The organism is Arthrobacter sp. HMSC06H05, from assembly GCF_001807395.1.
Lineage (GTDB): Bacteria > Actinomycetota > Actinomycetes > Actinomycetales > Micrococcaceae > Pseudoglutamicibacter > Pseudoglutamicibacter albus.
In genome coordinates this window covers 19,203-41,456 of record NZ_KV788968.1, presented here as the reverse complement: position 1 = coordinate 41,456, position 22,254 = coordinate 19,203, and the positions used below count along the sequence as shown (strand labels likewise).

Below are 22,254 nucleotides of genomic sequence, written 5' to 3'. Positions count from 1 at the left end.
CTTTTACCTGCATGACTGCAGGTGGAGATGGCGGCCCTGCCAATGCTCTATCAGCCACCGATCGTGGCTCGCTATGAAAAGTGTTCCTGGCCAGTCACGTAAGGCTCGTTCCAACGACTCGATGGTGTCGAGATCCAGATAGTTGGTTGGCTCATCCACGATCAGTGTTGTCGGGTGGGCTGATATGGCAACAGCTATTTGCGCTCTGCGTTGGTTTCCGTCCGATAGCTCCGGGATTGGTGTAGACCACATTGCTGGGTGGATGACGCCCTTACCGAGCTGACCCACACCGTTGTGCCAAATATCAACGGTGAATCCCGGGTCGTTTTCCATTGGAAGTCGTTGCGGAACCATGGTCACAGGCTCCTCGCGGGTTATGATCCCTGACGAGATGACGCCCTGTGGCGGCTGAGCGGTGGCGATCCACTGCAGCAGTGTCGACTTCCCGGCGCCGTTATCGCCAGTAACAAGCAGATGCTCACCGGCAACTAGGTCGAGGTCGCACGGTGCCAGCCGGTGCTCGACAGCAGCGTGCCGAATGCTGAGAGCTAGGCCTTCGTATGGCTCTGGAGTTGGGATGCTGAGTTCGAGTTGATAGTCGCGCGGCTTACGGACTTCCCGCTCTTCTAGTCGTTCTAGCTTGACGTCATCGTTGCGTGTGCGTTTGACGGATGTCGCGGCTGCGCGGTCGGCGAAGAACTTCTTTGCCTTACCGGTCGCGGTCTTGAGGCGTACCCCGCCGCGGGCAATCTTCATGCTCTCGTTACGGTGCTCGCTTATGTGCCGTTTATCTGCTTGTTGCTCCGCATGAATCTGGCGGTGTGACTGCCGGGCTTTTTCTTTCGCGGCTAGATACTGCGAGTAGTTGCCAGCATTACGGAACAGCCCGCCGGTAAGTTCGTGGCCTTCGGCTCTAGCGAGCTCTTGCCAAACCGTGATGTCCATGTCGTAGATGACAGTCGCAACGTTCTCAATGAACAGACGGTCGTGACTGCTTACAAGCACAGGGCCGGGCCACTTGGTGACCATCGCGGTGAGAAAGTCGATCGCTTCACGGTCCAGGTGGTTTGTCGGTTCATCGAGTATCAGCACGTCTGGTTGTAGCGTGAGCAGCGCAGCTAAGTGAAGGCGTGCACGCTGACCGGGGGAGAGACTCGTGAGCAGACGTTCCGAGGAACCGGAAAGCACCCCTAGACCTAGGCCTTCAAGTGTTTCATCTAGGCGTGCTTCGAGTGACCAGACATCGTGTGCGGTCATCGCTGCCAAAAGCTGGTCGTATTCGCGCTCGGCGCCGGTGTCGCCAGTAGCTAGCGATGCAGTGTTTTCTTCGAAGCGTCGAGACAGTTCATGCAACGGTGCCAACGCGGTCGCAAAATACTCCGCTACAGTACCGTTGAAGCGTTCCGGTTCTGGAATCGGTGCGCCAACAACCCGGGAGGTGATACGACCGCTGTCTGGTTTAAGTAGCCCCGAGGCGACGTTCAAGAGCGTGGTTTTGCCACAGCCATTGGGTCCCACAAGGAAGGCTCGCTCACCATCACCAACGTTGAGTGACACCTCATCTAGTACCTGGTGTGAACCGTATGCGAAAGAAATATGGTCGAGCTTGATGGAAGGCATAGTGATCTCCTGAGCATTGCTGGGCTCTAGCAACACAATGGGCACCTATAGCGTGCCGACTGCTGCCGTTAGAAGCGGGGTGGAGATCACTTGTTCATGGCTATGAATTATACACACCAGTTGAGCGTGGCTGTTGGCTACAAGGATGCTGTCGAAAGAACCCGGGTAACGCAAAGGGGTGGGTCCGAAACTTTCGTTTCGAACCCACCCTCAGCTGTTGTGTGGAGTGAAGCCTACTTCTCTACCGAACGGTGATCAGATCCTTCGATCTCATCGTGGTGTTCGTGAGCTGCTTCGAGTTCTGCCGGGGTGACCGGTGCAACACGGTCCTCGAGGAAGAACTTGGCCCACTTGGCGCGGCGGCGCTCCTTCTTGGAGATCTTGCCGTCTTCATCCGGCTGGGCCGGGATGTAGGCAGGGGAGTTGTAGGAGACCAAGCGCCAACGGTCGTATTCGCTGAGCTCGTTGTGCTTCTCGTGGAAACCACCGTCTGGGCTCATCAGAACGATGCCGGATTCGCTACCGTGCAGGACGGTCTCGCGGTCCTTACGCTGAAGCGCGATGCAGATTCGGCGGGTAATGATGAAACCGAGGATTGGGCCCAGGAAGAACAGGACACGCAACCAGTAGGTGACGTCGTTGAGCGAAACCTTGAAGTGCGTTGCTACGAGGTCAGAGGACGCTGCAGCCCACATGACGCAGTAGAAGATCACACCTGCAACACCAACGGCCGTACGGAACGGAGCGTTACGTGGACGGTCGAGGATGTGGTGCTCGCGGTTATCCTTGGTGATCCAGCGTTCGATCCATGGCCAGCCGAACATCAGCGCGAACAGGAACAGAGCCGGGCCAAGCGCTGGCAAGAGCACTGCGAATGCGAAGGTGTTGTCACCCCATGGGAGCGATACGACGCGCTCGAACGAGAAGTCGCCGAGCATACCTGGCATGAGACGCAACGCGCCGTCGACCCAACCGATGTACCAGTCAGGCTGAGTACCCGCGGAGACCGGCGATGGGTCGTATGGGCCGTAGTGCCAGATCGCGTTGATCTGGAAGACACCCGAGATGAATGCCAAGGCACCGAAGACGACGAAGAAGAAGCCGCCAGCCTTAGCTGCGTAGACAGGACCAACCGGGTAGCCGACCACGTTGTTGTTGGTGCGGCCCGGGCCAGGGTACTGGGTGTGCTTGTGAACGACGACCATCATCAAGTGGACGACAATCATCGCGAGGATCATCGCTGGAACCACGAGGATGTGGAGCACGTAGAGGCGAGGAATAATGTGCTCGCCTGGGAACTCGCCGCCGAACAGGAACATCGAGATGTACGTGCCAACGATCGGGATGGCCTTGATAACGCCATCGATAATGCGCAGACCGTTACCGGAAAGCAGATCGTCTGGTAGCGAGTAGCCGGTGAAGCCAGCTGCGAGACCAAGGATCAACAGGACGCAACCGACAACCCAGTTGAGTTCACGTGGACGGCGGAACGCGCCGGTGAAGAACACGCGCAACATGTGCACGGACATCGCTGCTACAAACAGCAGTGCAGACCAGTGGTGTAGCTGACGCATGAACAGGCCGCCACGCACATCGAAGGAAAGGTCCAACGCGGTGTGGTAGGCAGCGGACATTCCGATTCCCTGGAGACCAGGGTAGGAGCCGTCATAGGTGACGTGCGTCATCGACGGATCGAAGAAGAACGTCAGGAACGTACCGGACAGAAGGAGGATCACGAACGAGTAGAGGGCTACCTCACCGAACATGAACGACCAGTGGTCAGGGAAGACCTTGCGGCCGAACTCCTTGACGAGCGACTGAGCGCCCGTGCGGGTGTTCACGAAGTTGGCAATACGACCAGTTTTGGTCTTTGCCTCGTATTCAGTGACCGTATTAGTCATAGTGATCAACCACGCTCCCAGTAGCTCGGGCCAACAGGCTCCTGGAAGTCGCTACGCGCAACAAGGAAGCCTTCGTCGTCAACGGTGATTGGAAGCTGCGGCAGAGCGTGGGACGCTGGGCCGAAGACAACCTTGCACTCCTGCGTGAGGTCGAACGTCGACTGGTGGCATGGGCACAGCAGGTGATGCGTGTGCTGCTCGTACAGTGCGATAGGGCAACCGACGTGGGTGCAAATCTTGGAGTATGCAACGATGCCGTTGACATGCCAGTCTTCACGACCAGGGGAGATGTGCATCCGGTCTTCAGACAGGCGCATGACAAGCACAACAGCCTTGGCTTTCTCGTTGAGCATGTCTTCCTTGAGCTCGTTGAGGCCCTCAGGAATAACGTGCACTGCAGAACCGATCTGGATATCGGATGCCTTGATCGGCAGACCGGAAGGGTCACGGACGAGGCGGACGCCTTCGTGCCACATAGTGTGACGCAGGGAGTCAACCATCTGGTTCGCGGTCTTCTTGGTGCGATCAAGGTCGCGGAACATGAAGATTGCTGGAAGCGGCGCGATAGCGGCTGCGCCGATGAGCGTGCCGGTGAGGACCTTACGGCGGCTCATGCCGGACTCTTCGATGATCTCCTCGATCATCTGCTGAGCTTCAGCTCGGCCAGCCTCAGGAGCGATCTCGTGGCGCTCTTCAACAACTTCATGGTCTGGCATCAGGGACTTAGCCCAGTGGATGACGCCAAGACCGATACCGAGCATCGCGAATGCGGTACCCAGACCGATCAGCGTGTTCTGCAAGCGCAGCTTGGTGCCGATTTCGATGCCGGTGTGGCCGACTCCGAAGTAACCGAAGAAGAACAGGATTGTTCCCAAGATGGAGATCAGGAACAAGACGAAGACTTGACGAGAAGCGCGCTTCTCGGCCTTCGGATCTACGTCGGTGATACGCGGGGTGTGCGGCGGTAGACCGGGGTTCTGGAACTCCTTAGGAGTTCCCCCCTGACCGACCGGATCGACGGCACCCGACGTGTGCGGGTTGCCGTGACGTTCGTCGCTCATAGTGGCTTACTACCTTCTCTTAGATGTGCAAGTGGAGATGACATGATGCGTCCCCAACATTAGTTGGGGAGCACGTGGATCATTAGGCGCGACGCGACGTGATCCAGATGGTGAACGAAATGATCAGGGCGAGACCTGCAGTCCAGATGAACAGACCTTCAGCCACCGGACCCAAACCACCGAGCGGGAAGCCGCCTGGGTTGCCCTCGTTCTCAAGCATCTTGAGGTAGCCGAGAACCTGGCGCTTCTGGTCAGGTGGCAGGTTGGTGTCGTTGAAGACTGGCATGTTCTGAGGACCAGTGACCATGGCCTCATAGATGTGCTTTTCAGAAACACCGTGAATGGTTGGCGCGAACTTACCACGGGTCAGAGCACCACCAGATGCACCGGCGTTGTGGCACATAGCGCAGTTAACGCGGAAGATCGTGCCGCCGTCAGCGATCTCTTCTGGAGTCAGGTTGGAGTGATCCAGGGTCTCCTTGGATGGGACAGCTGGTCCTGCACCAAGCGATGCAACATATGCCGCAAGGTCAGCGGTCTGCTGCTCGGAGAACTGCTTCGGTTTGATCTGAGCCTGTGGGCCCTGCATCTGCATAGGCATGCGGCCGGTACCGACCTGGAAGTCAACCGATGCAGCGCCAACACCAATCAGGCTTGGGCCAGCAGGGGAGCCTTCAGCGTTAGCACCGTGGCAGGTTGCGCAGTTGGCGGAGAAAAGCTTGCTGCCGTTTTCTACGTCGCCCTCGGCGGTTGCCTGAGCTTCAGCATTGGCGGAAGTTACGGAACCGGCAACTGTATATACGCCACCAGTCACAACCAAGCCGAGCACAAGCAGGGCGAGGAGTGCTAGCGGGGAGCGCCGGCGCTGGGACAAAGCCTTCACGTGCGGATCCTCAATTCGGGTTTATGGGCAATGAAGTGATGACGGTGGGAGCCGTTGACTACTTCAGGATGTAAATGATGATGAACAGGGCCACCCACACTACGTCGACGAAGTGCCAGTAGTAGGAGACGACCATGGCAGAGGACGCTTCATGGGCACCGAAGTTGCGTGCCATGTAGGTACGTCCAATGACGATCAGGAAGGCAATCAGACCGCCGATCACGTGCAGGCCGTGGAAGCCTGTGGTGATGAAGAATGCGGAACCGAAGGCCGAGGACGAGAACGTCACGCCTGCCTGTACCAATTCGGTGTATTCGAAGGCCTGGACGGCAACGAAGATGGCACCCATCAGGAACGAGAGGATGAACCATTCCGCCAGCCCCCACTTGCCGATCTCGAAGATGCCGCCGGTACGCCGCGGAACCGCAGGCTTACCGTGCGCTTCGACCTTGTTCACGCCGATCTGGCAGGTGAAGGACGAAAGCACAAGGATCGTCGAGTTGATCAAGGCAAGAGGGAAGGCCAAATGCTGGGTATCCGCTGCCCAGACGTCTGGCCTTGTGGCCTTGAGGGAGAAATACATGGCGAATAGAGCCGCGAAGAACATCAGTTCGGACGACAACCAAACGATGGTTCCGACGGCCACCATGTTGGGGCGGCGAGGAATGGCCTGCCCCTGCTTGCTGAGTGATGAAGTCGCAGTGGTCACAGACCCATTATCCCTATTTCGACCCGTTTTGCCCAACGGCACGCCGCCTCTGGTGTCGTACATCCCCTATTAACCGCTTGCTCTCGGGGTTCTCGTGGTTACGAAACAAACAACCAGGCAAGGCGGTGTCCGTCTCAGAGAATCCGAGTTCTGTGTGAGGAAAAGAGTTACGTGCTTAGCGTCACGTTCACCGATTGTTTCGCTTCGACCTTGTAACGTGGCCACGTGACGATGACTAGTGAAGTTTTTACCTGGCCCCAGATCCTCGCGCCTCTTATGGAGGGGCGTGACATCACGACAAGTCAAGCAGCGTGGGCGATGCGTGAGATTATGCAGGGATCTGCAACCGATGCGCAGGTTGCCGGCTTCCTCATCGCGTTGCGCACCAAAGGTGAGACTGTCGATGAGTTCACTGGGCTTGTGGATTCGATGGTCGCCGCGGCCCGACCGCTCAACGTGGAGGGGGAGACCCTCGACATCGTAGGTACGGGCGGTGACCGCCAGAACACAGTCAACATTTCAACGATGGCCTCGCTTGTGTGCGCGGGTGCTGGCGCGCGTGTGGTGAAGCACGGCAACCGGGCCGCGTCGAGCTCGTCGGGCTCAGCTGACGTGATCGGCGCGCTTGGCGTTCGGCTGGATGTTCAGCCTGAGCATTTGCTTCCGGTTCTTGAAAAGGCTGGCCTCACGTTCTGTTTCGCGCAAGTTTTTCACCCCTCGATGCGGTTCGCGGCTCCAGCACGTGCACAACTAGGGGTGCCTACGGCTTTCAACTTCATGGGTCCTCTCACAAACCCGTCTGACCCGAGCGCTTCGGTTATTGGTTGCGCGATCGCCCCGATGGCTCCGATCATGGCTGGCGTTCTTGCCAAGCGAGGCAAGCGTGGCCTGGTTTTCCGTGGCGAGGATGGCCTTGACGAGTTCACGACCACCACTTCAAACAAAGTATGGGAGGTCCGTGACTGCGAGGTTGCAACGTTTGAATTCGATGCTCAAGACATCGGTGTTCCACGAGCTACCTTGGATGATCTGCGCGGAGCTGACGCCGAACACAACGCACAGGTGGTTCGCGACGTTTTGGCGGGGGAGAAGGGGCCTATCAGGGATGCAGTCCTGCTCAACGCAGCCGCTGCGTTGGTCGCCTTTGACAAGGAAGCCTCAGGCTCTTTCAAAGAGCGAATTGCCGCGAAGTACGCAGTAGCCGAGCAATCGATTGATTCGGGTGCCGCTCAGAAGGTTCTCGAAGCCTGGGTTGCCGCGACACAAGAGGCATAAAGAGGAAATCCTTAAACGCGTGAGGCGTACCTAGTCTGGCCAACGGCTAGATACGCCTCACGCGTATATAGGGATCTATTATTCGAGGCCCAGCGAGAACGCTGCCTCAAGATCGTGTTGAGAGAAGGCTCGGAACGCGATGTTGGTGGTCGTGGAGACCACACCTTCGACCTTATTGAGATGGTTTGGGATAACCTCAGCAAGGTCTTCGTGATTCATGACACGCACGATAGCGATGAGGTCCCATTCACCGCCAGCAACCGAGTAGACCTCAGCCACGCCATCGAGCTCTGAAATCTCCTGGGCGGTTTCCGGGATCCGTTCGGCCTCAACATCGATCATCACAAAAGCGGTAATCATGACCCTCCTTATACAGGGCATCTAGACAGGGCAACCTAGACAGGGCATCTAGGACTCGCCGACCACTCTGTACGCGCGGGGGAGTCACACAACCTATATGCCCATACATTTTTAGACAAACATGAACACTGAAGTGGCACACCTATGGTGTTCAGACGCGGTGGCGCATGAAGAGGCCGCTGATCATGCGGCGGCCAATCAAGAACAGGAACAGCACACCGGCTGTGACGAGAATGAACGGCAGTGCTGCAGTGGCTCCGCCGACGATCCGTAGCAGAACGCCAATCACGACGACCAACGCCCAATAGATGAAACCGTGCGGCCAGATCTTCCAGTAGGTTTGCCATCCGCGGGTCACTGCGAATGCGATCAGGACCGCAACCATGAACGGCCACGCGACCTGGAAGATCCCGCCGGCGCTGAGTTCTTCATTATGAGAGCTACGCCCTGTGGTTGCGAAGACAAGCATGAGGGCGAGATCGACGATGAGCCACAGGATCCACACGAAACGTTGCATACACATCAGTCTATGCCGGGCAGAGCCCGGTGGGGCCTGGGCACCACAACATTACTTGACATAATGTAGATTATCGGCGCTTTATATAGGTGCCGCGACGACGCCGCAATACAGTCCATCCAGTCCATACAGCCCATCGTGAACCATTTCCCAGTGCGATAATGATGCACATGTCCTCTGAGTCAAACAATCACTCCAGCACCCACTCCAACGAGCCCCAAGCTGACGCCCCAGAACGCGCGCCGTTTTCTTCAGAGCCTCTGCCGCTTGTGCATGTTGGCGACCCTGTCTTGCGTCAGGTCTGCGATGACTGGGATGGATCTGATACGCCTGAGTTACGCGAACTCGTTGAACGCATGGTCGCCACAATGCACGACGCGCCGGGCGTCGGCGTTGCCGCACCCCAGGTCGGCGTGAATCTTCGCTTGGCGGTTCTCGAGGATCTCTACGAAATACCGGCTAGCTTCGCCGAGGCACGTGAACGGGAAAAGCTCGAGCTCATGGTCGTACTCAATCCGTCCTATGAACCGATCGGTGATCGAACGGCTACGCATTACGAGGGTTGCCTTTCGATGCCAGGCTATACGGCTGCAGTCGAGCGCCCTGCTGACATCCGCGCAACATGGCAAGACCTTGACGGGAATCTACACATCCGCGATCTTTCAGGTTGGCAGGCTCGCATCTTCCAGCATGAGACCGACCACTTGGCCGGCATCATCTATATCGACAAAGCCCACATCCGTAGCATCTGCACCGATGAGAACTACGCGGGGCTGTGGGCCGAGCCGACACCTCATGAAGTCCGCGAGGCGTTGCAGTTTTGAGTCGCCCTTCACCGCACCTCTCCCCTGCTGACAACAACGCTAGCATAACAATGCATGATACAAAAGAGGTCGCCCCTCAAGATTCACACGGATTTTCGTGGACCTTGACCTGCCCTGTATGTGGCATCGAGCCCTCGCCATTGACCATCGAGTACAAGGGCAATAGGAAGCCAGCTACCGCATCGTGTGCTTCAGGCCACCGCTTCGATGCCGCCCGCCAAGGACACATCAATCTACTGACCGGCCGCGGCACCTCGTTCACACCGGATAGCCGCGACATGGTGGCCTCACGCATTCAGTTCCTTGAAGCGGGGCACTACGAACCGATCGCGCGCACCATCCGGGAGGCCATAACAAAGCACGCCAGCCTTGACCACACAAGCGATACGAAAGAGAGAGCGGATCATTGCTCCGCTCCCCTTGTGCTCGATGCCGGATGCGGCACAGGCTATTACCTTGCCCACGCAATCGCCGGGCTGGGCACTGGCGCACGCGGCATCGGGTTCGACATTTCTCCCGCCGCAGCGCAGCGTGCCGCGCACATCGACAAAGTTTTGGCCCTGGTGTGGGATGTGTGGCGCACTTGGCCTATCCCCACACATTCGGCCGATGCAATCCTGAACGTGTTTGCACCACGAAACTGGGAGGAATTCGACCGAGCACTCAAACCATCCGGCGCGCTGATCGTGGTGTCTCCCCTGCCTGACCATCTGACTGAGATACGCGATCTCGCAGGCCTCTTAGCGATCCAAGAAGGAAAACAGGAACACCTGCTCGCTGATGCCGCTCGCCACGGTTTCCGTCTTGTGGACGAACACAGCCTCAAAGAAACGATGCTGCTAGAGCCTCAGGCGGTATCGGCTCTAGCGCACATGGGTCCAGCCGGGCATCATCACAGCCGCTATGAGATCCGTGCGCGCGTCGAAAGCGAATGGGACAGGCACGTTCCCGAAACGGCCCAACCCGATTCAGCCTTGCAGGTCACATGCAACGTCATGATCAGCGCTTTCAAGAAACAGTGAACATTCTTTTCAAACTGATCATTCTGCTCAAACAGTGAGCGTCCCCAGCGAACCAGCAGCCATGAGACCAGTGAAATCCACTAATTCCCTAACTCATGCGAAGATAGGGTCATGATGCATTGGATCATGGAAAACGGTTGGGCGTTTTGGCTCATCGTGATGCTCGTCATGCTCGGAATCGAGATGCTCTCGCTCGATTTATGGTTCGCGATGCTCGCAGGTGGGGCCCTCGCCGCTACCCTCACATCGCTGGCCGACGCTGAATTTTGGTTGCAGCTCATCGTGTTCAGTGTGGTTTCTTTGATCCTGATGACAACGTTGCGGCCCTTCGCGATGCGGATGTTGCGCAAACGAACCACAGACGCCCGCTCCAACGTTTCCCGGCTCATCAACAGTGAAGCCCTCGTCCTCGAACGAGTCACTAAGCAGACCGGGCTCATCCGCGTTGAAGGCGACGAATGGAGCGCCCGCACCAATCTTGCTCAAGGCATCGCACCAGGTGAATACGTCACGATTGACAGCATCCAGGGTGCAACCGCCTACATCTCCCCTGTCCGGACACACGAAAGCTAACCTATGTCATCAGTAGACTCCTCGGAGCCGTTCCTCTCCCCGGCGCTCGTTGTGGCGCTCGTGGTTGTGGTGATTGCGCTCATCGTTTTAGTCAAGTCCATCCACATCATCCCGCAGGCTCGTGAACGCATCGTTGAACGTTTGGGCCGTTACCACCGCACCGCGAAAGCGGGCCTGACCCTGGTGGTGCCGTTCATCGACCGTCTCGGCCCGGTCATCGACTTGCGTGAACAGGTTCAGACCTTCCCGCCGCAGCCGGTGATTACCGAAGATAACCTCGTGGTCAACATTGACACCGTTGTCTACTACCAAGTCACTAACGCGAAGGATGCCACCTACGAGATCGCGAACTATATTCGCGCCGTTGAGCAGCTGACCACCACGACGCTACGTAACGTGGTCGGCGGCATGAACCTTGAAGAAGCCCTGACTTCGCGTGACCGCATCAACGGTCAGCTGCGCGGTGTTCTCGATGAGGCGACCGGCCGCTGGGGTATCCGCGTATCCCGCGTTGAGCTCAAGGCGATTGATCCGCCGATGTCCATCCAGGACTCGATGGAAAAGCAGATGCGTGCTGAACGTGACCGCCGTGCCGCGATCCTCACCGCAGAAGGCGTCAAGCAGTCCCAGATTCTGACTGCTGAGGGTGAACGCCAGGCTCAGATCCTCAAGGCTGAGGGTGAAGCGAAGGCCGCTGTTTTGCGTGCACAAGGTGAAGCTGAAGCGATCCGCAACGTCTTCGAAGCGGTCCACACAGCTGACGCCTCTCCTAAGCTGCTGGCGTACCAGTACCTGCAGCAGCTACCAAAGATCGCCGAAGGTGAATCGAATAAGCTCTGGTTCATCCCGACCGATGTCACTGATGCGATGAAGGGCCTCGGCAATGCCTTCGGCAGCCCTGGCGCTTCATTCGGTAGCGCTTTCGCCTCCGATTCCTCCGAAGCCGGCGGCACGGCTGGAACGGACGCGAAGAACTAACCTGTCTGGTTCGCAGGGTGCACCATGATGTGCGGGAATAATTCCGCCGGCATCGTTGTTGCACCCTGCGAATCATTTTTCATTGGAATTAAACAACGACAAGCAAACACTGAGGAGAACGTGTGAGCGATCGCAGCCTACGCGGTATGCGTCTTGGATCTCAGTCGATGGAGTCTGAGGCAGGTGTCGAGCCTGCAGCTCGTCAGACCGTAACCTACGAGACTGAAGACGGCGAACGCATGGATGTCGTTTTCGCCCTCGAAGCCGACGTCCCGACCGTTTGGTACACCAAGACCGGCAAGAAGGCTAAGCGGATTGACGGTGGCGAAGAGGAACCAACCAAGGAAAAACCGGTTCGAACCCACTGGGACATGCTGCTGGAGCGTCGCTCTTTCGACGAACTCGAAGTTATCCTCAAAGACCGCTTGAACCAGTTGCGTGAGGCCCGCGGAGAGAAGCCGAAGAAATAGGGCTCACCCGGCCGGCTGAACGCTAGAAGGCCGAGTACATACACGGTGAGGGGGGGTACCGAGAACATCGGTACCGCCCCTCACCGTGTATGTTGGGCTGCTCAGCAGATTGACGCTTAGCCCTTGAACAAGCTAACGAGCTTTTTCGCTCGAGCCTTCAGGCCCCATCGAACAACGTTGAGCAACGCTTCGATGATGATGTTGCCGCTCATCTTCGATTCGCCCAGCTCACGGTCGATGAAGGTCACGGGAACCTCAACGATCTTGTGTCCAGCCAGTGCTATCTGGAAGGTCATGTCGATCTGGAAACCGTAGCCGACAGACTCAATCGAGCCGAGCAGCTCATCCGTGAGAATCTCCACCCTATATGCGCGCAAGCCAGCCGTGATGTCTTTCAAGTTCAGGCCCAAGAAGAAGCGGGAGACGAACGATCCGGCCTTCGAAAGCAGCTTGCGGGACGCCGGCCAGTTCTTGACCTCGCCCCCAGGAACCCAACGGGAACCAATCGCGGCATCCGCGCCGCGTTCGATCGCACGCAGCAAGCGAGGCAACTGCTCTGGCTGATGCGAGCCGTCAGCGTCCATCTCCACCAAGACGTCATAGCCGCGCTCTTTACCCCACCCGAAACCAGCGAGGTATGCGGCACCCAAGCCCTGCTTACCCGGACGGTGCAGAACGAAAACCTGCTCATCGTGCTCGGCGATCTCGTCAGCGAGCTTGCCGGTACCGTCAGGAGAGTTGTCATCGGCGATCAAAACGTCCACGTGTGGAACCGCGGCACGAACACGCTTAACGATGCTTTCGAGCGTCTCAATCTCGTTGTATGTAGGGATGATAGTCAATACACGCACAGTGTTTAGTCTAACCTTTCACGATCCTCATCCACGCTTAGGCGGCCGTTGCACAGCACTGACTGCGCAACGGCCCACACCATTATGGGTGCAAACCTTGAGCGTCCCATAAAATTTCGCCATGCCGCAGCGTCGCCCAGCACTCCGGCAGCTTCTCACCGTCAAGGTCCGGAAGCATCGGGGTCCGTGCCCGCGCATCCGTTGAGAAACTGGTTCGCGACTGATCAGCAGAACCGACCACGAGCTCGCTCGGTTCCCAGATCGCAAACGTCGCTGAAGCTCCCCAACGCAAGACCCCCGCCGTAGGGTCAGGACTATTCAAGGCGCGGTAGCCGGCGCGCGTATGAGCGAGGAATCCCGCGCGTGCAGGCAGAGTCTGTTGCGCATCGTGGTGATGCATCGCCGCACGAATCGCCTTCCACGGATGAGCCTGGGTCACCGGGGCATCCGAGCCGAACACGAGCGGAACCCCCGCCGCAGAGAGCGAACCGAACGGGTTCATACCGCCAGCCCGCTCGACGCCTAGGCGGGCCTCATACATGTCGCCTGTATGACCCCACAACTCATCGAAGCGCGGCTGAACACTCGCGGTGAGGCCGTAGTCCAGCATCGTCTCAATGTGTGCAGCATCCAGCATTTCAGCATGTTCGATGCGGTGCCGTTGCTGCCGGATCGCACGGGCACCCACCACATCAGCGGCGATCCGATACCCTTCCAGGAGCGCGTCCAGCGCCGCATCGCCGATCGCGTGGAAGCCTGTCGAGACGCCCGCGGTAACGCACGCGATCACGTGCGCCGCTACCTGCCGAGGGGTTAGCAGCAACTGCCCCTTCTCCCCCGGCGCGTCCGCATAATCCTGGCGAAGCGCCGCGGTATAGGCGCCAATCGAACCATCCATCGACAAATCCCCGCCGATGCCAGCTAAACGCCTGTAACGGCTGTTGGAGCTGAAAGACGCCACGAGCTCGCGCGCCTGCTCTTCAGTCTCGACAAGCTGCGCCCAGAACGCATCCACCGAAGGGAAAGCCCGAGCCTCTTGTTCGCACGTTGCCAGAAGAACCTCGAGGTCACGCCCGCCCGAAACGTGCGGTGCCGCCATCTCCGTCACCAGCGCATGCCCCGTCTGAGCGAAACTGCTCAAAGCTCTCCGTTGCCAATCACGCAGTTCATCATCGCTAGCTGTGAGCGCCCAGTCTCGCAACGCATGATGCTCTTGTTCACTCATCCACGCACCATCAAGCTCACCCGATGGAACGTCCAGGCCAGCCGCGGTGAGTGCCGCACTCGAGGCCAGAGCCGTGTGCAAGTCTCGACGCAGAATATAGGCCGGGCGGGACCCCACCGCACGGTCCAGTTCCGCTACGGTCGGCAAAGCTGCCCCGTCCGCTACTCCAGCGTCACCTTCACAAGCCGCCTCATCCCACAGCGTCTCATCCCAACCGGACGCCAAAACACGCTGTTTCTCGCCCAAGCCGGCCGCGTAGCGGGACAATTCATCCAGAAACTCAGTCTTGGAGCGCACATGATCCAGCTGCAGAGTCGAAAGATGCCTGCCGGTCTCAGTGATATGAGCGTGAGAGTCCACGAAAGCCGGCGCGATGAGTGCGCCTTCAACATCAACGACCGTCATGGCATCAGAGATGATCGTCTTCGCAGCAGCGTGGGTACCCATCCACGCGATCGTTCCGTCCTCAACCAACATTGCAGTGGCGAACGGATCCTCCGGCGCATAAATCGCAGCGCCCACATACATGACCGGCTTAGTCATGCGTCTCCTTTTCTTCTAACGCTTCCTCGACCACCGAGGAGGCCTCCACGATGCCTCGCGAGATCAGATCCGCCGCAGCCGCCGCACTCGCACACACATCCGGGGCAATCGCCTCGTTGCTAGCAACCTGACCTAAAAAGTCGATGGTCTGCTTAGCCCAACGTACAAAATCGCCGGCCTCAATCGGGGACGCAAAAAGCGCATCAGCAAGGTCCTCGCCCGTCGCCCAACTGTGCATCGGCTGAACAAGCGAACAATCCGGGGCGGGCGTCGGCTCGATGTGGTGCTTCTTCTCCAAGTGAGAAAGCTCCTCAGCGATGCTCACGGCTTCATCCCAGATCGGGCGAACACCGGTAGGCCACACGTGCGGAACCACATCCGCATCCCGTTTAGGCATGAACACGAACATCGTCGCAGCCGCGGCCATCGCCGCAGGGGAAAGACCAGAGAACAACCCCGTATTAGCTACCAGGCACGTCAACAGATCGCGCTCGCCGTACATCCGCAGCATCACAGTGCCCGCGTCAGTGACCCGCGCATCTTGGCCGCGTCCCTTGACGTAGCCGACCTCCTCCAAGACGTGCAGAACACGGTCGAAGGTTCGCGCGATCGAGTTGGTGCGTGCCTGAATCTCTCCGTGGAGGCGGTCTGTTTCTCTTTTGAGGCGCTGATAGCGCTCGGCCCAACGCGCATGCTGTTCACGGTCAGGGCACTGGTGGCACGGGTGGTCTTTGAGCTTGGCACGCAGTTCTTCGATGCGTTCGTTCGCATCCTGCTGACCCGGGAACGTGAAGCCCACAGTCCGCGGGCGGTGCTTGGGCGACCTGTTGGCCGCTGCGTTACGTGCCCGGCGAGCCAACTCGATGCGCTCCTTAGGGGAAGCTCCCTTAAAAGACTTAGGAACCTTGACCCGCGCCACAACCTCAACCGGAGCGTCGAGGTCATTGACGCTCAGGCGGCGGCTCGCCCCTTCCATCGTGACCACGAACGGACGCGGGTCGCGCAAGGACGGGCTGGGTTGGGTCACCACAACAACGCCAAGCCCGCGCCGGCCACCCACCTCAACGATGTCGCCGCGAACTAGCGATTCCAGCGACATCTCGATAGCGCTCTTGCGGGCACGGTTACGTCCCGAGGAAGCCGCTTTCTCCGCGGCAGAAAGCTCGGCACGAAGTTGCGCGTATTCCTTGAAATCACCCAAGTGACACTGCATGGCTTCCGCGTAGCCATCGAGGGATTCTTCACGCGAATCCAGCTGGCGGGCAAGCCCCACAACAGAAGCATCGGCCTGGTATTGAGCGAAAGACCGTTCAAGGACTTCACGCGCTTTCGGAGCCCCCAACCGGCGAACCAGGTTGAGGCTCATGTTGTAGGTTGGGCGGAAACTTGAATTCAGCGGATACGTGCGCTTCGAGGCAAGCCCGGCAACCTCGCCCGGCTCCATCCCTCGATGCCACGTCACTACCGCGTGCCCTTCAACATCGATTCCGCGGCGCCCGGCCCGTCCGGTGAGCTGGGTGTATTCCCCCGGGGTGATCGGGACATGTGTTTCGCCGTTGAACTTATCGAGCTTCTCCAACACCACTGAACGTGCGGGCATGTTGATACCCAGAGCGAGGGTTTCCGTCGCGTAAACGACCTTAACCACCCCGCGCACGAACAGGCGCTCCACGGCTTCCTTAAACACTGGAACCATGCCGGCGTGATGCGCGGCAATGCCTCGCAGCAAGCCCTCACGTAGCTGCCAATAGCCGAGCACATCGAGGTCTTCGGCAGGCAGATTCTGCGCTACTTCATCCAGCTCGGCACGGATGATCCTCTGTTCGTGTTGGTCCGTAAGCCTCAGACCCGCGTTGATGCACTGCTGGACAGCGAGATCGCATTGCTTCCGCGAGAAAATGAACACGATCGCTGGCAACAGGTGCGCTTTCTTCAGCGTCATCACCACGTCAGGCCGTTGGGCCTTTGCCGGAACGAGGTGATGTTCTTCATGCTGTTCATGCCCAATGCGAGCATGAGCGCTCCCCTCAGCACGGTGCGCCGAGTAGCTTTCCCCACGGCTATAACGCCGCGCATCTTCCTTGAACTCTTTAGAACGCTTAGCGCGCCCGCCTTGACGGCCACGCCCGCCACGACGGTTGCGGCCACGCCGCTCGCGCTCATTTCGACCATGTGAACGGCTACCTCGTGGCGCGCGCCAATCCCTCAAACCGCCACGGGAGTTTTGCTGCTGAGCAAGCCGCAGCAGGTGCGGATTCACCAGTTGGTCAACACCGGCGGTCTCCTCGAAGGAAACATCTTCAGCGAACAGATCCACCAGCTGCTTGCCCACCAGAACATGCTGACTGAGCGGGACAGGCCTGTGCTCGGTCACCACCACATCGGTGGCCCCGCGCACTGAGTTCAGCCACCCGCCGAACTCTTCAGCGTTGGAAACCGTAGCCGAAAGCGAAACCACCTGGACCCGTTGCGGCAAATGCAGAATAACCTCTTCCCACACCGCGCCCCGGTCTTTATCCGCCAGGTAGTGGACCTCGTCCATGACCACATATTCAAGTCCCTCGAGGGTTGTGGAGCCCGCATACAGCATGTTCCTGAGAACCTCGGTGGTCATCACAACTACCGGGGCCTCAGAGTTGATGCTCGTGTCCCCCGTCAGCAACCCGACGTTATGGGCGCCATACGTGTGGGCGAAGTCAGAGAACTTCTGGTTCGACAACGCCTTGATCGGGGTCGTATAGAACGCCTTAGTGCCGCGGGCCAGCGCCAAGTGCACCGCGAACTCACCTACGATGGTCTTACCGGCGCCTGTCGGAGCGGCAACCAGGACATCGCGCCCGGCTTCAAGCGCGTCACAAGCCGTGAGCTGGAACTCATCCAAAACGAACGAGAATTGCGACGTGAACCGGCCGACCTCGTTCCGGTTACGGCGTTGCCTGGCTGCTGCTGCTTGGAAGCGCTCGGCGGGGCTGAGTCCCTCTACTTCAGATGACACGTCTTGTCCTCGATGCTTTCTTGACTCCTGCTGGGGTCGGTTGACGCGGTGGGCGGGTTTCCGCGGTGTCGTCTAAAGCTCATCACTTCCTTTGGGCGCCGATACAGCCCGAGCGGCCTCGACCTCGGTTGGTGCCGCTTCGCGGTTCTTGGCCTCGCGTTTGGCCCGCCGCCGGTCCAGGATCCAACAGAACAGTGTGGCCGCGATGAACAGCACCAGCATGGGACCGGCGATGAAGAACATGCTCAACGCGTCACCACCGGGTGCGGCCACAGCTGAGAACACGGTGATCAGAAACACCGTGATCCGCCAATGCTTCAGAATCGACTTAGCAGGCAAAATCCCCACCAAGTTGAGCCCAACCATCCCGACCGGCAGAACCATCGCAATCCCGAACGCGAGAGTCAGGCGGGTCACGAACGGCAAGAAGTCCATGACCGGGATGATGTTGTCCGCCTGGTCAGGGGTTAGCGAGAGGAAGAACCGGAGCGCATGCGGGATCACATAGATGCCGAGCGCCACACCCATCAGAAACAGCGGGATCGCCGCCGCCATGAAGGAAACCGTGAGGCGCTTTTCCTTCCGTAACAGGCCAGGGACGATGAACGCCCAGATCTGCCAGATGAACATCGGTGCCGCCAAGACCATACCGATCCACAGGGCGACCCTGATCATGACATCGAGCGGGGCGATCGCCGAACCGAAGTTGATGGTTCCACCAAGATCGGAAACGAGCTCGATCATGAACGCCATGACTGGCTTATACAGGAAAAAGCCAACGATGGACGTGACCAGTAGCGTGATAACGCAAACAATGAGCCGGTTGCGGAACTCTTTAAAGTGCCGCTTTAAGGGCATGTGCCCGCCGGTGTTCTTCCGCCGAGTGCTCGACACCACTGAAGGTTTACTTGTTCTCTTCCCGAGCCTGCGGGGTGTCTACGATGCGGCCTTCGAGAGGTTCCTTCGCCTGGTTCTCAGCCGAGCTGGATTCCGCCTTGCTTTCCTTCTCGGAAGCCTTGGCGGCTTCTTCGTCCTTTTTCATCTGCCGCATCTCGGATTTGAAGATGCGGGTCGATTCACCCAGGCTGCGTGCGATGGTCGGCAACTTGGGCAGCGCGAACAGCACAAGAATGACGACGATGATGATCGCCCAGGCCATGGGTGACGGCGGATGCATAGTTGCTACTCCTTCAAGCGTTCGGTGAGACAACCCGCCAAACATGGGTTGTCATCTAACTTCTCTTATTCTAGTGCAGGGGTCTACCCAGGCAGGTGAGCAACGGCGGCGGTTGCGAGACCTCCGTGATTGCGAGACGCCCGCGGTTCCGAGACGTCGGCACTCAGGCTTGGCGGAGTGTGGCTTGAGGTTTCGCCGTTGTGCCTGGGCATAGCCGGCATCGTTGGCGTTAGCGGACTGCGGTGTCCTCATCGACGTCGTGGATGTCTTCCCAACGGCGTGGCCGTCCTGTGGCCCACAGCATGTCGATGCGGCGCTTCCGGCGCGCTTCAACGCGCTGATCGCGTTGGTTGGCTCGAGCCGCGCGCACCACGGCGGGGTCAGCAAAGGTGGCGTCCCAGCCGACGGGCGTTCCGTGGCGGCCTTCCGCGCTCAGCGAGGCGACCGGTTCAGCGTCAGTCTGTAACGCATCGGCGATCTTCTCACTTGCTTGAGACACATCCACGAGCGAAGCACGCACTTTACGCCATAAGTGCAGGGCGCCCCAGGCGAGCATCGCGATCAGCCCCAGGGAAAGTGCGAGCCATAACAAGGTCCACATGAACCAATTCACTTCTGCTCCTGATGGTTGGGGTTTGGATCGTGTGCCGGGATTTGCTTCAGTGCGCGCGTCATGTCACGCCACGAATCAGTTCAGTGCCCACTGTACGGCACTTCCGTGAGCGATCGAGTAACCCCTCGAGCGCTAAGCTGACGTCGTGCCGCAATTGGGTCGGCGCGATGATGCGCATGTCCCCGCCTGCTGCAGCGACCGAACGCGCGACCCGTTCAGCACTGATCACCTCGATGCGGCCGATGAGTTCATGCTCGGTGCGCTTGGTTGCACTGGGACGGAACGCGGGCGCCATCCACTCTGCATTCGGTCCGAACGCGACCAGGGCGTCGATCCCTTCGCCCTGCTCTTGGGTACCGCGCGCTTGAACGCCGTACGGGTGTACCGGAGTGTGGGTCGCTTCGCGCTCAGTGATGTTCATATGCACGATGCGCTCCAACAGGAAGGTACGCTCGTCGCTTCGAAGATGGCACCACGCCCGCACATAGAGCTTGTCATCAACCCTGATCAGAGTGAGCGGATCGATGCTGCGTTCCGTGGTGGCGTCAAGGCCCGCATATTCGAGCTCAACGGTTCGCCGGTCTGCGATCACTTGGCCTAGTTTCTGGGCGAAACCTGCCGTTTCGTGGCCGGGTTCTCCTGCCTCGATGGCGACGACCTTATCGAAGGCGCCGAGCTGTTCGCGTGCTTGCATCAGTTTGTGCATCACAGTCTGCGCCGCTGCATGGACAGTGGGGGCAATGCCTGGGATCGAAACCAACAGTTGACAGCCCAAAAGTAATGCAGTGGCTTCTTGCAATGACACGTTGAGCGGGTACCTCAACGCATCACCTCCGGTGAGTTGAACGTTTCCGTTCTCGATGCTCAACGCAAAGTTCTCTTGAGATCCCGCTGCGTCTTCGGTCAGCTGCGCACCTAACTCAAGGGTTGCAACCCGTCGCTGGATTTCGCTGACGCTCACACCGAAGCGATGCGCCAGGTCTTCCAGGCCGGTGATCCCTTCGCCCTGGATCACAGCAACCAAGCTCACAACATCAGCCAGGACGTGATCTGTTGACGGCCTTCCGCCTGCTGATATACGCACTCTCGGAGCCGCGGCATCAGCGCCTGTTGGGTCAGCATTCGCGGCAATGGCTGCCTCGACCAACGCTTCAACATCCTCGAGCGCTGCGCGTTCGGGCTGATCGGTTTCTGTCACATCAAGCTCCGGGACACCGATGTCAGCTTCCGCATCGACCACGGCAGCCCCGATAGCCGCGCATTCCCGCACCACATCGGGATAGACGCCCTGGATCTCGATGACCTCTACCCCACCACCGTGAGCCACGCTGCGGCCGCGAGCCTTCATCTCAGCTCCCGTACCTTCAGCAACAGCGATCAGCACCGTATGGCGAGGCTCACGCTCGCTCAACCTGCCGAGCTCTTGACGCATCGAAAACTTATCCGGGCGCCCATAGATCTCGTGGACCATTTCGGTTTTGCGTGCGTTGGCTTGCGCGACATGCCCTTGGACGCGGTCGAGCCTGAACATCCGTTCGCCCCCGCGTTCGATGTCCCCACCGAACATGTACCAACGGCCCGCTTTCTGCCCCACACCCCACGGCATGATTCTGCGTGAGGTCAGTTCACCGTTGGCCGCACGGTAATCGAACGCGACCGGATATTCGCATAAGGCTGCCAGGATCAACGCTTCAGCGGCCTCTGGCGGGTTGCTCAGCTCGACACGTGCTCCGAGCCCCGAGGTTTCCCTACCACTGAGGCGATCGGATGCACCACCAACGAGCCGAGCGGATGCTCGACGCGCGTGGGATCCCCAACTGCTACCCCCAACAGCGGCCGCGGCAAGAGAGGTCACAAGCCGTTCAGTCTCGCTCAAATGAAGCTCAGGTAGCCTGTGCGCGGGCAGGTCGATGCGGTAGCGCACCTCCCCTAAGCCGTCAGCTTCGAGCCTTTCCACAGTGAGTTCAAGCCCGAGCGCGCGCAGACGGCTCTTATCGCGTTCAAATGCACGTTCAAAAGCGGCGTCGCTGAGGCCGCGATACTCAGGGATACGTTCCCGGAGCATGGCTGCAGTGAGTCCTATGCGAGTCGAGGTAAGCACGCGCATGAGCCCCACGGCTTTCGCCGCAGGGCTCACGGGCTTAACGTTGCTTCTGCTCACTGTTGCTTCTTAGCTTCGTGCGCTAGATTCTCTCCGGGCTTCTAACACGCCTTTTCTAGCGCACTGCCAGAAGATCAACCACGAAGATGAGGGCTTCGTTAGGGCCGATCGCGGGAGGTGCTCCGTGTTCGCCGTATGCGAGGTTGGCTGGGATTTCGAGTCGGCGGCGCCCGCCAACCTTCATGCCGAGCAGGCCTTCGTCCCAACCCTGAATAACCTGACCGATGCCTGCGGTGAATTCGAGTGGCTGGCCACGGTTCCAGGACGCGTCGAACTCTTCTCCAGTGGAGAAAGCAACGCCGACGTAGTGGGTTGTCACGTGCGAGCCGCGTGCGACTTCCGAGCCGGTGCCTTCGATCTCATCGATGATTTTCAGCTCGGTTGGTACCTCGCTACCTGGGAAGTCGATTTCTGGTTTCTCGCGGTCGATATCAAAGTTCCGCTGTCCAAAAGACATACTGCTTTTCTCCTGCGTCTTGGAGGTCGGTGTTTAGGC

Annotated in this window: 21 protein-coding genes; 6 read left to right on the top strand and 15 right to left on the bottom strand. The window is 58.9% G+C overall.

Features of this window, described 5'->3' with window-relative positions:
* Positions 1-3 precede the first annotated feature (3 nt).
* From HMPREF3160_RS00865 to HMPREF3160_RS00845, 5 genes are all read right to left on the bottom strand, one after another.
* Positions 4-1,620, bottom strand: coding sequence for an ABC-F family ATP-binding cassette domain-containing protein (locus HMPREF3160_RS00865; RefSeq protein ID WP_070506510.1), 1,617 nt, complete (start codon positions 1,618-1,620; stop codon positions 4-6).
* 233 nt (positions 1,621-1,853) lie between these two features.
* Positions 1,854-3,521, bottom strand: a complete 1,668-nt coding sequence (locus HMPREF3160_RS00860; protein WP_035755241.1) for a cytochrome bc1 complex cytochrome b subunit — start codon at positions 3,519-3,521, stop codon at positions 1,854-1,856.
* Between the two features lie 5 nt (positions 3,522-3,526).
* The gene (locus HMPREF3160_RS00855) at positions 3,527-4,582 is read right to left on the bottom strand and encodes a cytochrome bc1 complex Rieske iron-sulfur subunit (protein WP_070506507.1); all 1,056 of its coding nucleotides are present in this window, start codon (positions 4,580-4,582) and stop codon (positions 3,527-3,529) included.
* A gap of 82 nt (positions 4,583-4,664) precedes the next feature.
* A complete protein-coding gene (locus tag HMPREF3160_RS00850) occupies positions 4,665-5,465 on the bottom strand; it encodes a cytochrome bc1 complex diheme cytochrome c subunit (RefSeq protein WP_035755245.1) in 801 nt (266 codons plus the stop codon).
* A 58-nt stretch (positions 5,466-5,523) separates the two neighbouring features.
* Complete coding sequence (locus tag HMPREF3160_RS00845; protein WP_035755248.1) at positions 5,524-6,174, bottom strand: aa3-type cytochrome oxidase subunit III; 651 nt, start codon at positions 6,172-6,174, stop codon at positions 5,524-5,526.
* 231 nt (positions 6,175-6,405) lie between these two features.
* Here HMPREF3160_RS00845 and trpD point away from each other — a divergent pair, with 231 nt between their 5' ends.
* On the top strand, positions 6,406-7,449 hold the full coding sequence (gene trpD, locus HMPREF3160_RS00840) for an anthranilate phosphoribosyltransferase (RefSeq protein ID WP_070506504.1): 1,044 nt from the start codon (positions 6,406-6,408) through the stop codon (positions 7,447-7,449).
* Between the two features lie 78 nt (positions 7,450-7,527).
* Here the strand turns inward: trpD and HMPREF3160_RS00835 are convergent, their stop codons facing one another.
* On the bottom strand, positions 7,528-7,809 hold the full coding sequence (locus HMPREF3160_RS00835) for an Lrp/AsnC family transcriptional regulator (protein ID WP_070492119.1): 282 nt from the start codon (positions 7,807-7,809) through the stop codon (positions 7,528-7,530).
* 151 nt (positions 7,810-7,960) lie between these two features.
* Positions 7,961-8,326, bottom strand: a complete 366-nt coding sequence (locus HMPREF3160_RS00830; protein WP_052048320.1) for a DUF3054 domain-containing protein — start codon at positions 8,324-8,326, stop codon at positions 7,961-7,963.
* Positions 8,327-8,496: 170 nt separating this feature from the next.
* Between HMPREF3160_RS00830 and HMPREF3160_RS00825 the strand changes: the two genes are divergently transcribed.
* The 5 genes from HMPREF3160_RS00825 (at position 8,497) to HMPREF3160_RS00805 (ending at position 12,193) form a co-directional block, all read left to right on the top strand.
* Positions 8,497-9,150 carry a peptide deformylase gene (locus tag HMPREF3160_RS00825; RefSeq protein ID WP_035755255.1) on the top strand — a complete coding sequence of 218 codons (654 nt, stop codon included), beginning with the start codon at positions 8,497-8,499 and terminating at the stop codon, positions 9,148-9,150.
* A gap of 50 nt (positions 9,151-9,200) precedes the next feature.
* The gene (locus HMPREF3160_RS00820; protein ID WP_070506502.1) at positions 9,201-10,172 is read left to right on the top strand and encodes a methyltransferase domain-containing protein; all 972 of its coding nucleotides are present in this window, start codon (positions 9,201-9,203) and stop codon (positions 10,170-10,172) included.
* Between the two features lie 111 nt (positions 10,173-10,283).
* Complete coding sequence (locus HMPREF3160_RS00815) at positions 10,284-10,745, top strand: NfeD family protein (protein ID WP_035755257.1); 462 nt, start codon at positions 10,284-10,286, stop codon at positions 10,743-10,745.
* A 3-nt stretch (positions 10,746-10,748) separates the two neighbouring features.
* Positions 10,749-11,723, top strand: coding sequence for an SPFH domain-containing protein (locus tag HMPREF3160_RS00810; RefSeq protein ID WP_070492111.1), 975 nt, complete (start codon positions 10,749-10,751; stop codon positions 11,721-11,723).
* A 122-nt stretch (positions 11,724-11,845) separates the two neighbouring features.
* Positions 11,846-12,193 carry an RNA polymerase-binding protein RbpA gene (locus HMPREF3160_RS00805; protein ID WP_035755262.1) on the top strand — a complete coding sequence of 116 codons (348 nt, stop codon included), beginning with the start codon at positions 11,846-11,848 and terminating at the stop codon, positions 12,191-12,193.
* Positions 12,194-12,309: 116 nt separating this feature from the next.
* On the opposite strand, the gene HMPREF3160_RS00800 is transcribed toward HMPREF3160_RS00805, so the two are convergent.
* From HMPREF3160_RS00800 to HMPREF3160_RS00765, 8 genes are all read right to left on the bottom strand, one after another.
* A complete protein-coding gene (locus tag HMPREF3160_RS00800; RefSeq protein WP_070506499.1) occupies positions 12,310-13,044 on the bottom strand; it encodes a polyprenol monophosphomannose synthase in 735 nt (244 codons plus the stop codon).
* 82 nt (positions 13,045-13,126) lie between these two features.
* Entirely contained in the window at positions 13,127-14,812 is a 1,686-nt protein-coding gene (locus tag HMPREF3160_RS00795) for an amidohydrolase (RefSeq protein ID WP_070506497.1), read from the bottom strand.
* Positions 14,805-17,807 carry a DEAD/DEAH box helicase gene (locus HMPREF3160_RS00790; protein ID WP_035755270.1) on the bottom strand — a complete coding sequence of 1,001 codons (3,003 nt, stop codon included), beginning with the start codon at positions 17,805-17,807 and terminating at the stop codon, positions 14,805-14,807. Before HMPREF3160_RS00790 ends, HMPREF3160_RS00795 begins: the two co-directional genes overlap by 8 nt.
* Positions 17,808-17,879: 72 nt before the next feature.
* Positions 17,880-18,701, bottom strand: a complete 822-nt coding sequence (tatC, locus tag HMPREF3160_RS00785; RefSeq protein WP_232219253.1) for a twin-arginine translocase subunit TatC — start codon at positions 18,699-18,701, stop codon at positions 17,880-17,882.
* Between the two features lie 10 nt (positions 18,702-18,711).
* Positions 18,712-18,984: a Sec-independent protein translocase subunit TatA gene (gene tatA / locus HMPREF3160_RS00780; protein ID WP_035755275.1), complete on the bottom strand. Its 273-nt coding sequence runs from the start codon at positions 18,982-18,984 to the stop codon at positions 18,712-18,714.
* 229 nt (positions 18,985-19,213) lie between these two features.
* The gene (locus tag HMPREF3160_RS00775; RefSeq protein ID WP_141739766.1) at positions 19,214-19,585 is read right to left on the bottom strand and encodes a hypothetical protein; all 372 of its coding nucleotides are present in this window, start codon (positions 19,583-19,585) and stop codon (positions 19,214-19,216) included.
* Positions 19,586-19,655: 70 nt separating this feature from the next.
* Positions 19,656-21,758, bottom strand: coding sequence for a helix-turn-helix transcriptional regulator (locus HMPREF3160_RS00770; RefSeq protein ID WP_141739765.1), 2,103 nt, complete (start codon positions 21,756-21,758; stop codon positions 19,656-19,658).
* A gap of 55 nt (positions 21,759-21,813) precedes the next feature.
* Positions 21,814-22,215 (bottom strand): FKBP-type peptidyl-prolyl cis-trans isomerase, encoded by a 402-nt coding sequence (locus tag HMPREF3160_RS00765; RefSeq protein WP_035755282.1) that lies wholly within the window; start codon positions 22,213-22,215, stop codon positions 21,814-21,816.
* Positions 22,216-22,254 lie beyond the last annotated feature (39 nt).

Coding starts and splice junctions, on each gene's coding strand:
- HMPREF3160_RS00775 (WP_141739766.1), bottom strand. CDS start 19,585: ATGTGGACCTTGTTATGGCTCGCACTTTCCCTGGGGCTGATCGCGATG.
- HMPREF3160_RS00825 (WP_035755255.1), top strand. CDS start 8,497: ATGTCCTCTGAGTCAAACAATCACTCCAGCACCCACTCCAACGAGCCC.
- HMPREF3160_RS00815 (WP_035755257.1), top strand. CDS start 10,284: ATGATGCATTGGATCATGGAAAACGGTTGGGCGTTTTGGCTCATCGTG.
- HMPREF3160_RS00810 (WP_070492111.1), top strand. CDS start 10,749: ATGTCATCAGTAGACTCCTCGGAGCCGTTCCTCTCCCCGGCGCTCGTT.
- HMPREF3160_RS00830 (WP_052048320.1), bottom strand. CDS start 8,326: ATGCAACGTTTCGTGTGGATCCTGTGGCTCATCGTCGATCTCGCCCTC.
- HMPREF3160_RS00795 (WP_070506497.1), bottom strand. CDS start 14,812: ATGACTAAGCCGGTCATGTATGTGGGCGCTGCGATTTATGCGCCGGAG.
- HMPREF3160_RS00865 (WP_070506510.1), bottom strand. CDS start 1,620: ATGCCTTCCATCAAGCTCGACCATATTTCTTTCGCATACGGTTCACAC.
- HMPREF3160_RS00765 (WP_035755282.1), bottom strand. CDS start 22,215: ATGTCTTTTGGACAGCGGAACTTTGATATCGACCGCGAGAAACCAGAA.
- HMPREF3160_RS00855 (WP_070506507.1), bottom strand. CDS start 4,582: ATGAGCGACGAACGTCACGGCAACCCGCACACGTCGGGTGCCGTCGAT.
- HMPREF3160_RS00835 (WP_070492119.1), bottom strand. CDS start 7,809: ATGATTACCGCTTTTGTGATGATCGATGTTGAGGCCGAACGGATCCCG.
- HMPREF3160_RS00820 (WP_070506502.1), top strand. CDS start 9,201: ATGCATGATACAAAAGAGGTCGCCCCTCAAGATTCACACGGATTTTCG.
- HMPREF3160_RS00860 (WP_035755241.1), bottom strand. CDS start 3,521: ATGACTAATACGGTCACTGAATACGAGGCAAAGACCAAAACTGGTCGT.
- tatA (WP_035755275.1), bottom strand. CDS start 18,984: ATGCATCCGCCGTCACCCATGGCCTGGGCGATCATCATCGTCGTCATT.
- trpD (WP_070506504.1), top strand. CDS start 6,406: ATGACTAGTGAAGTTTTTACCTGGCCCCAGATCCTCGCGCCTCTTATG.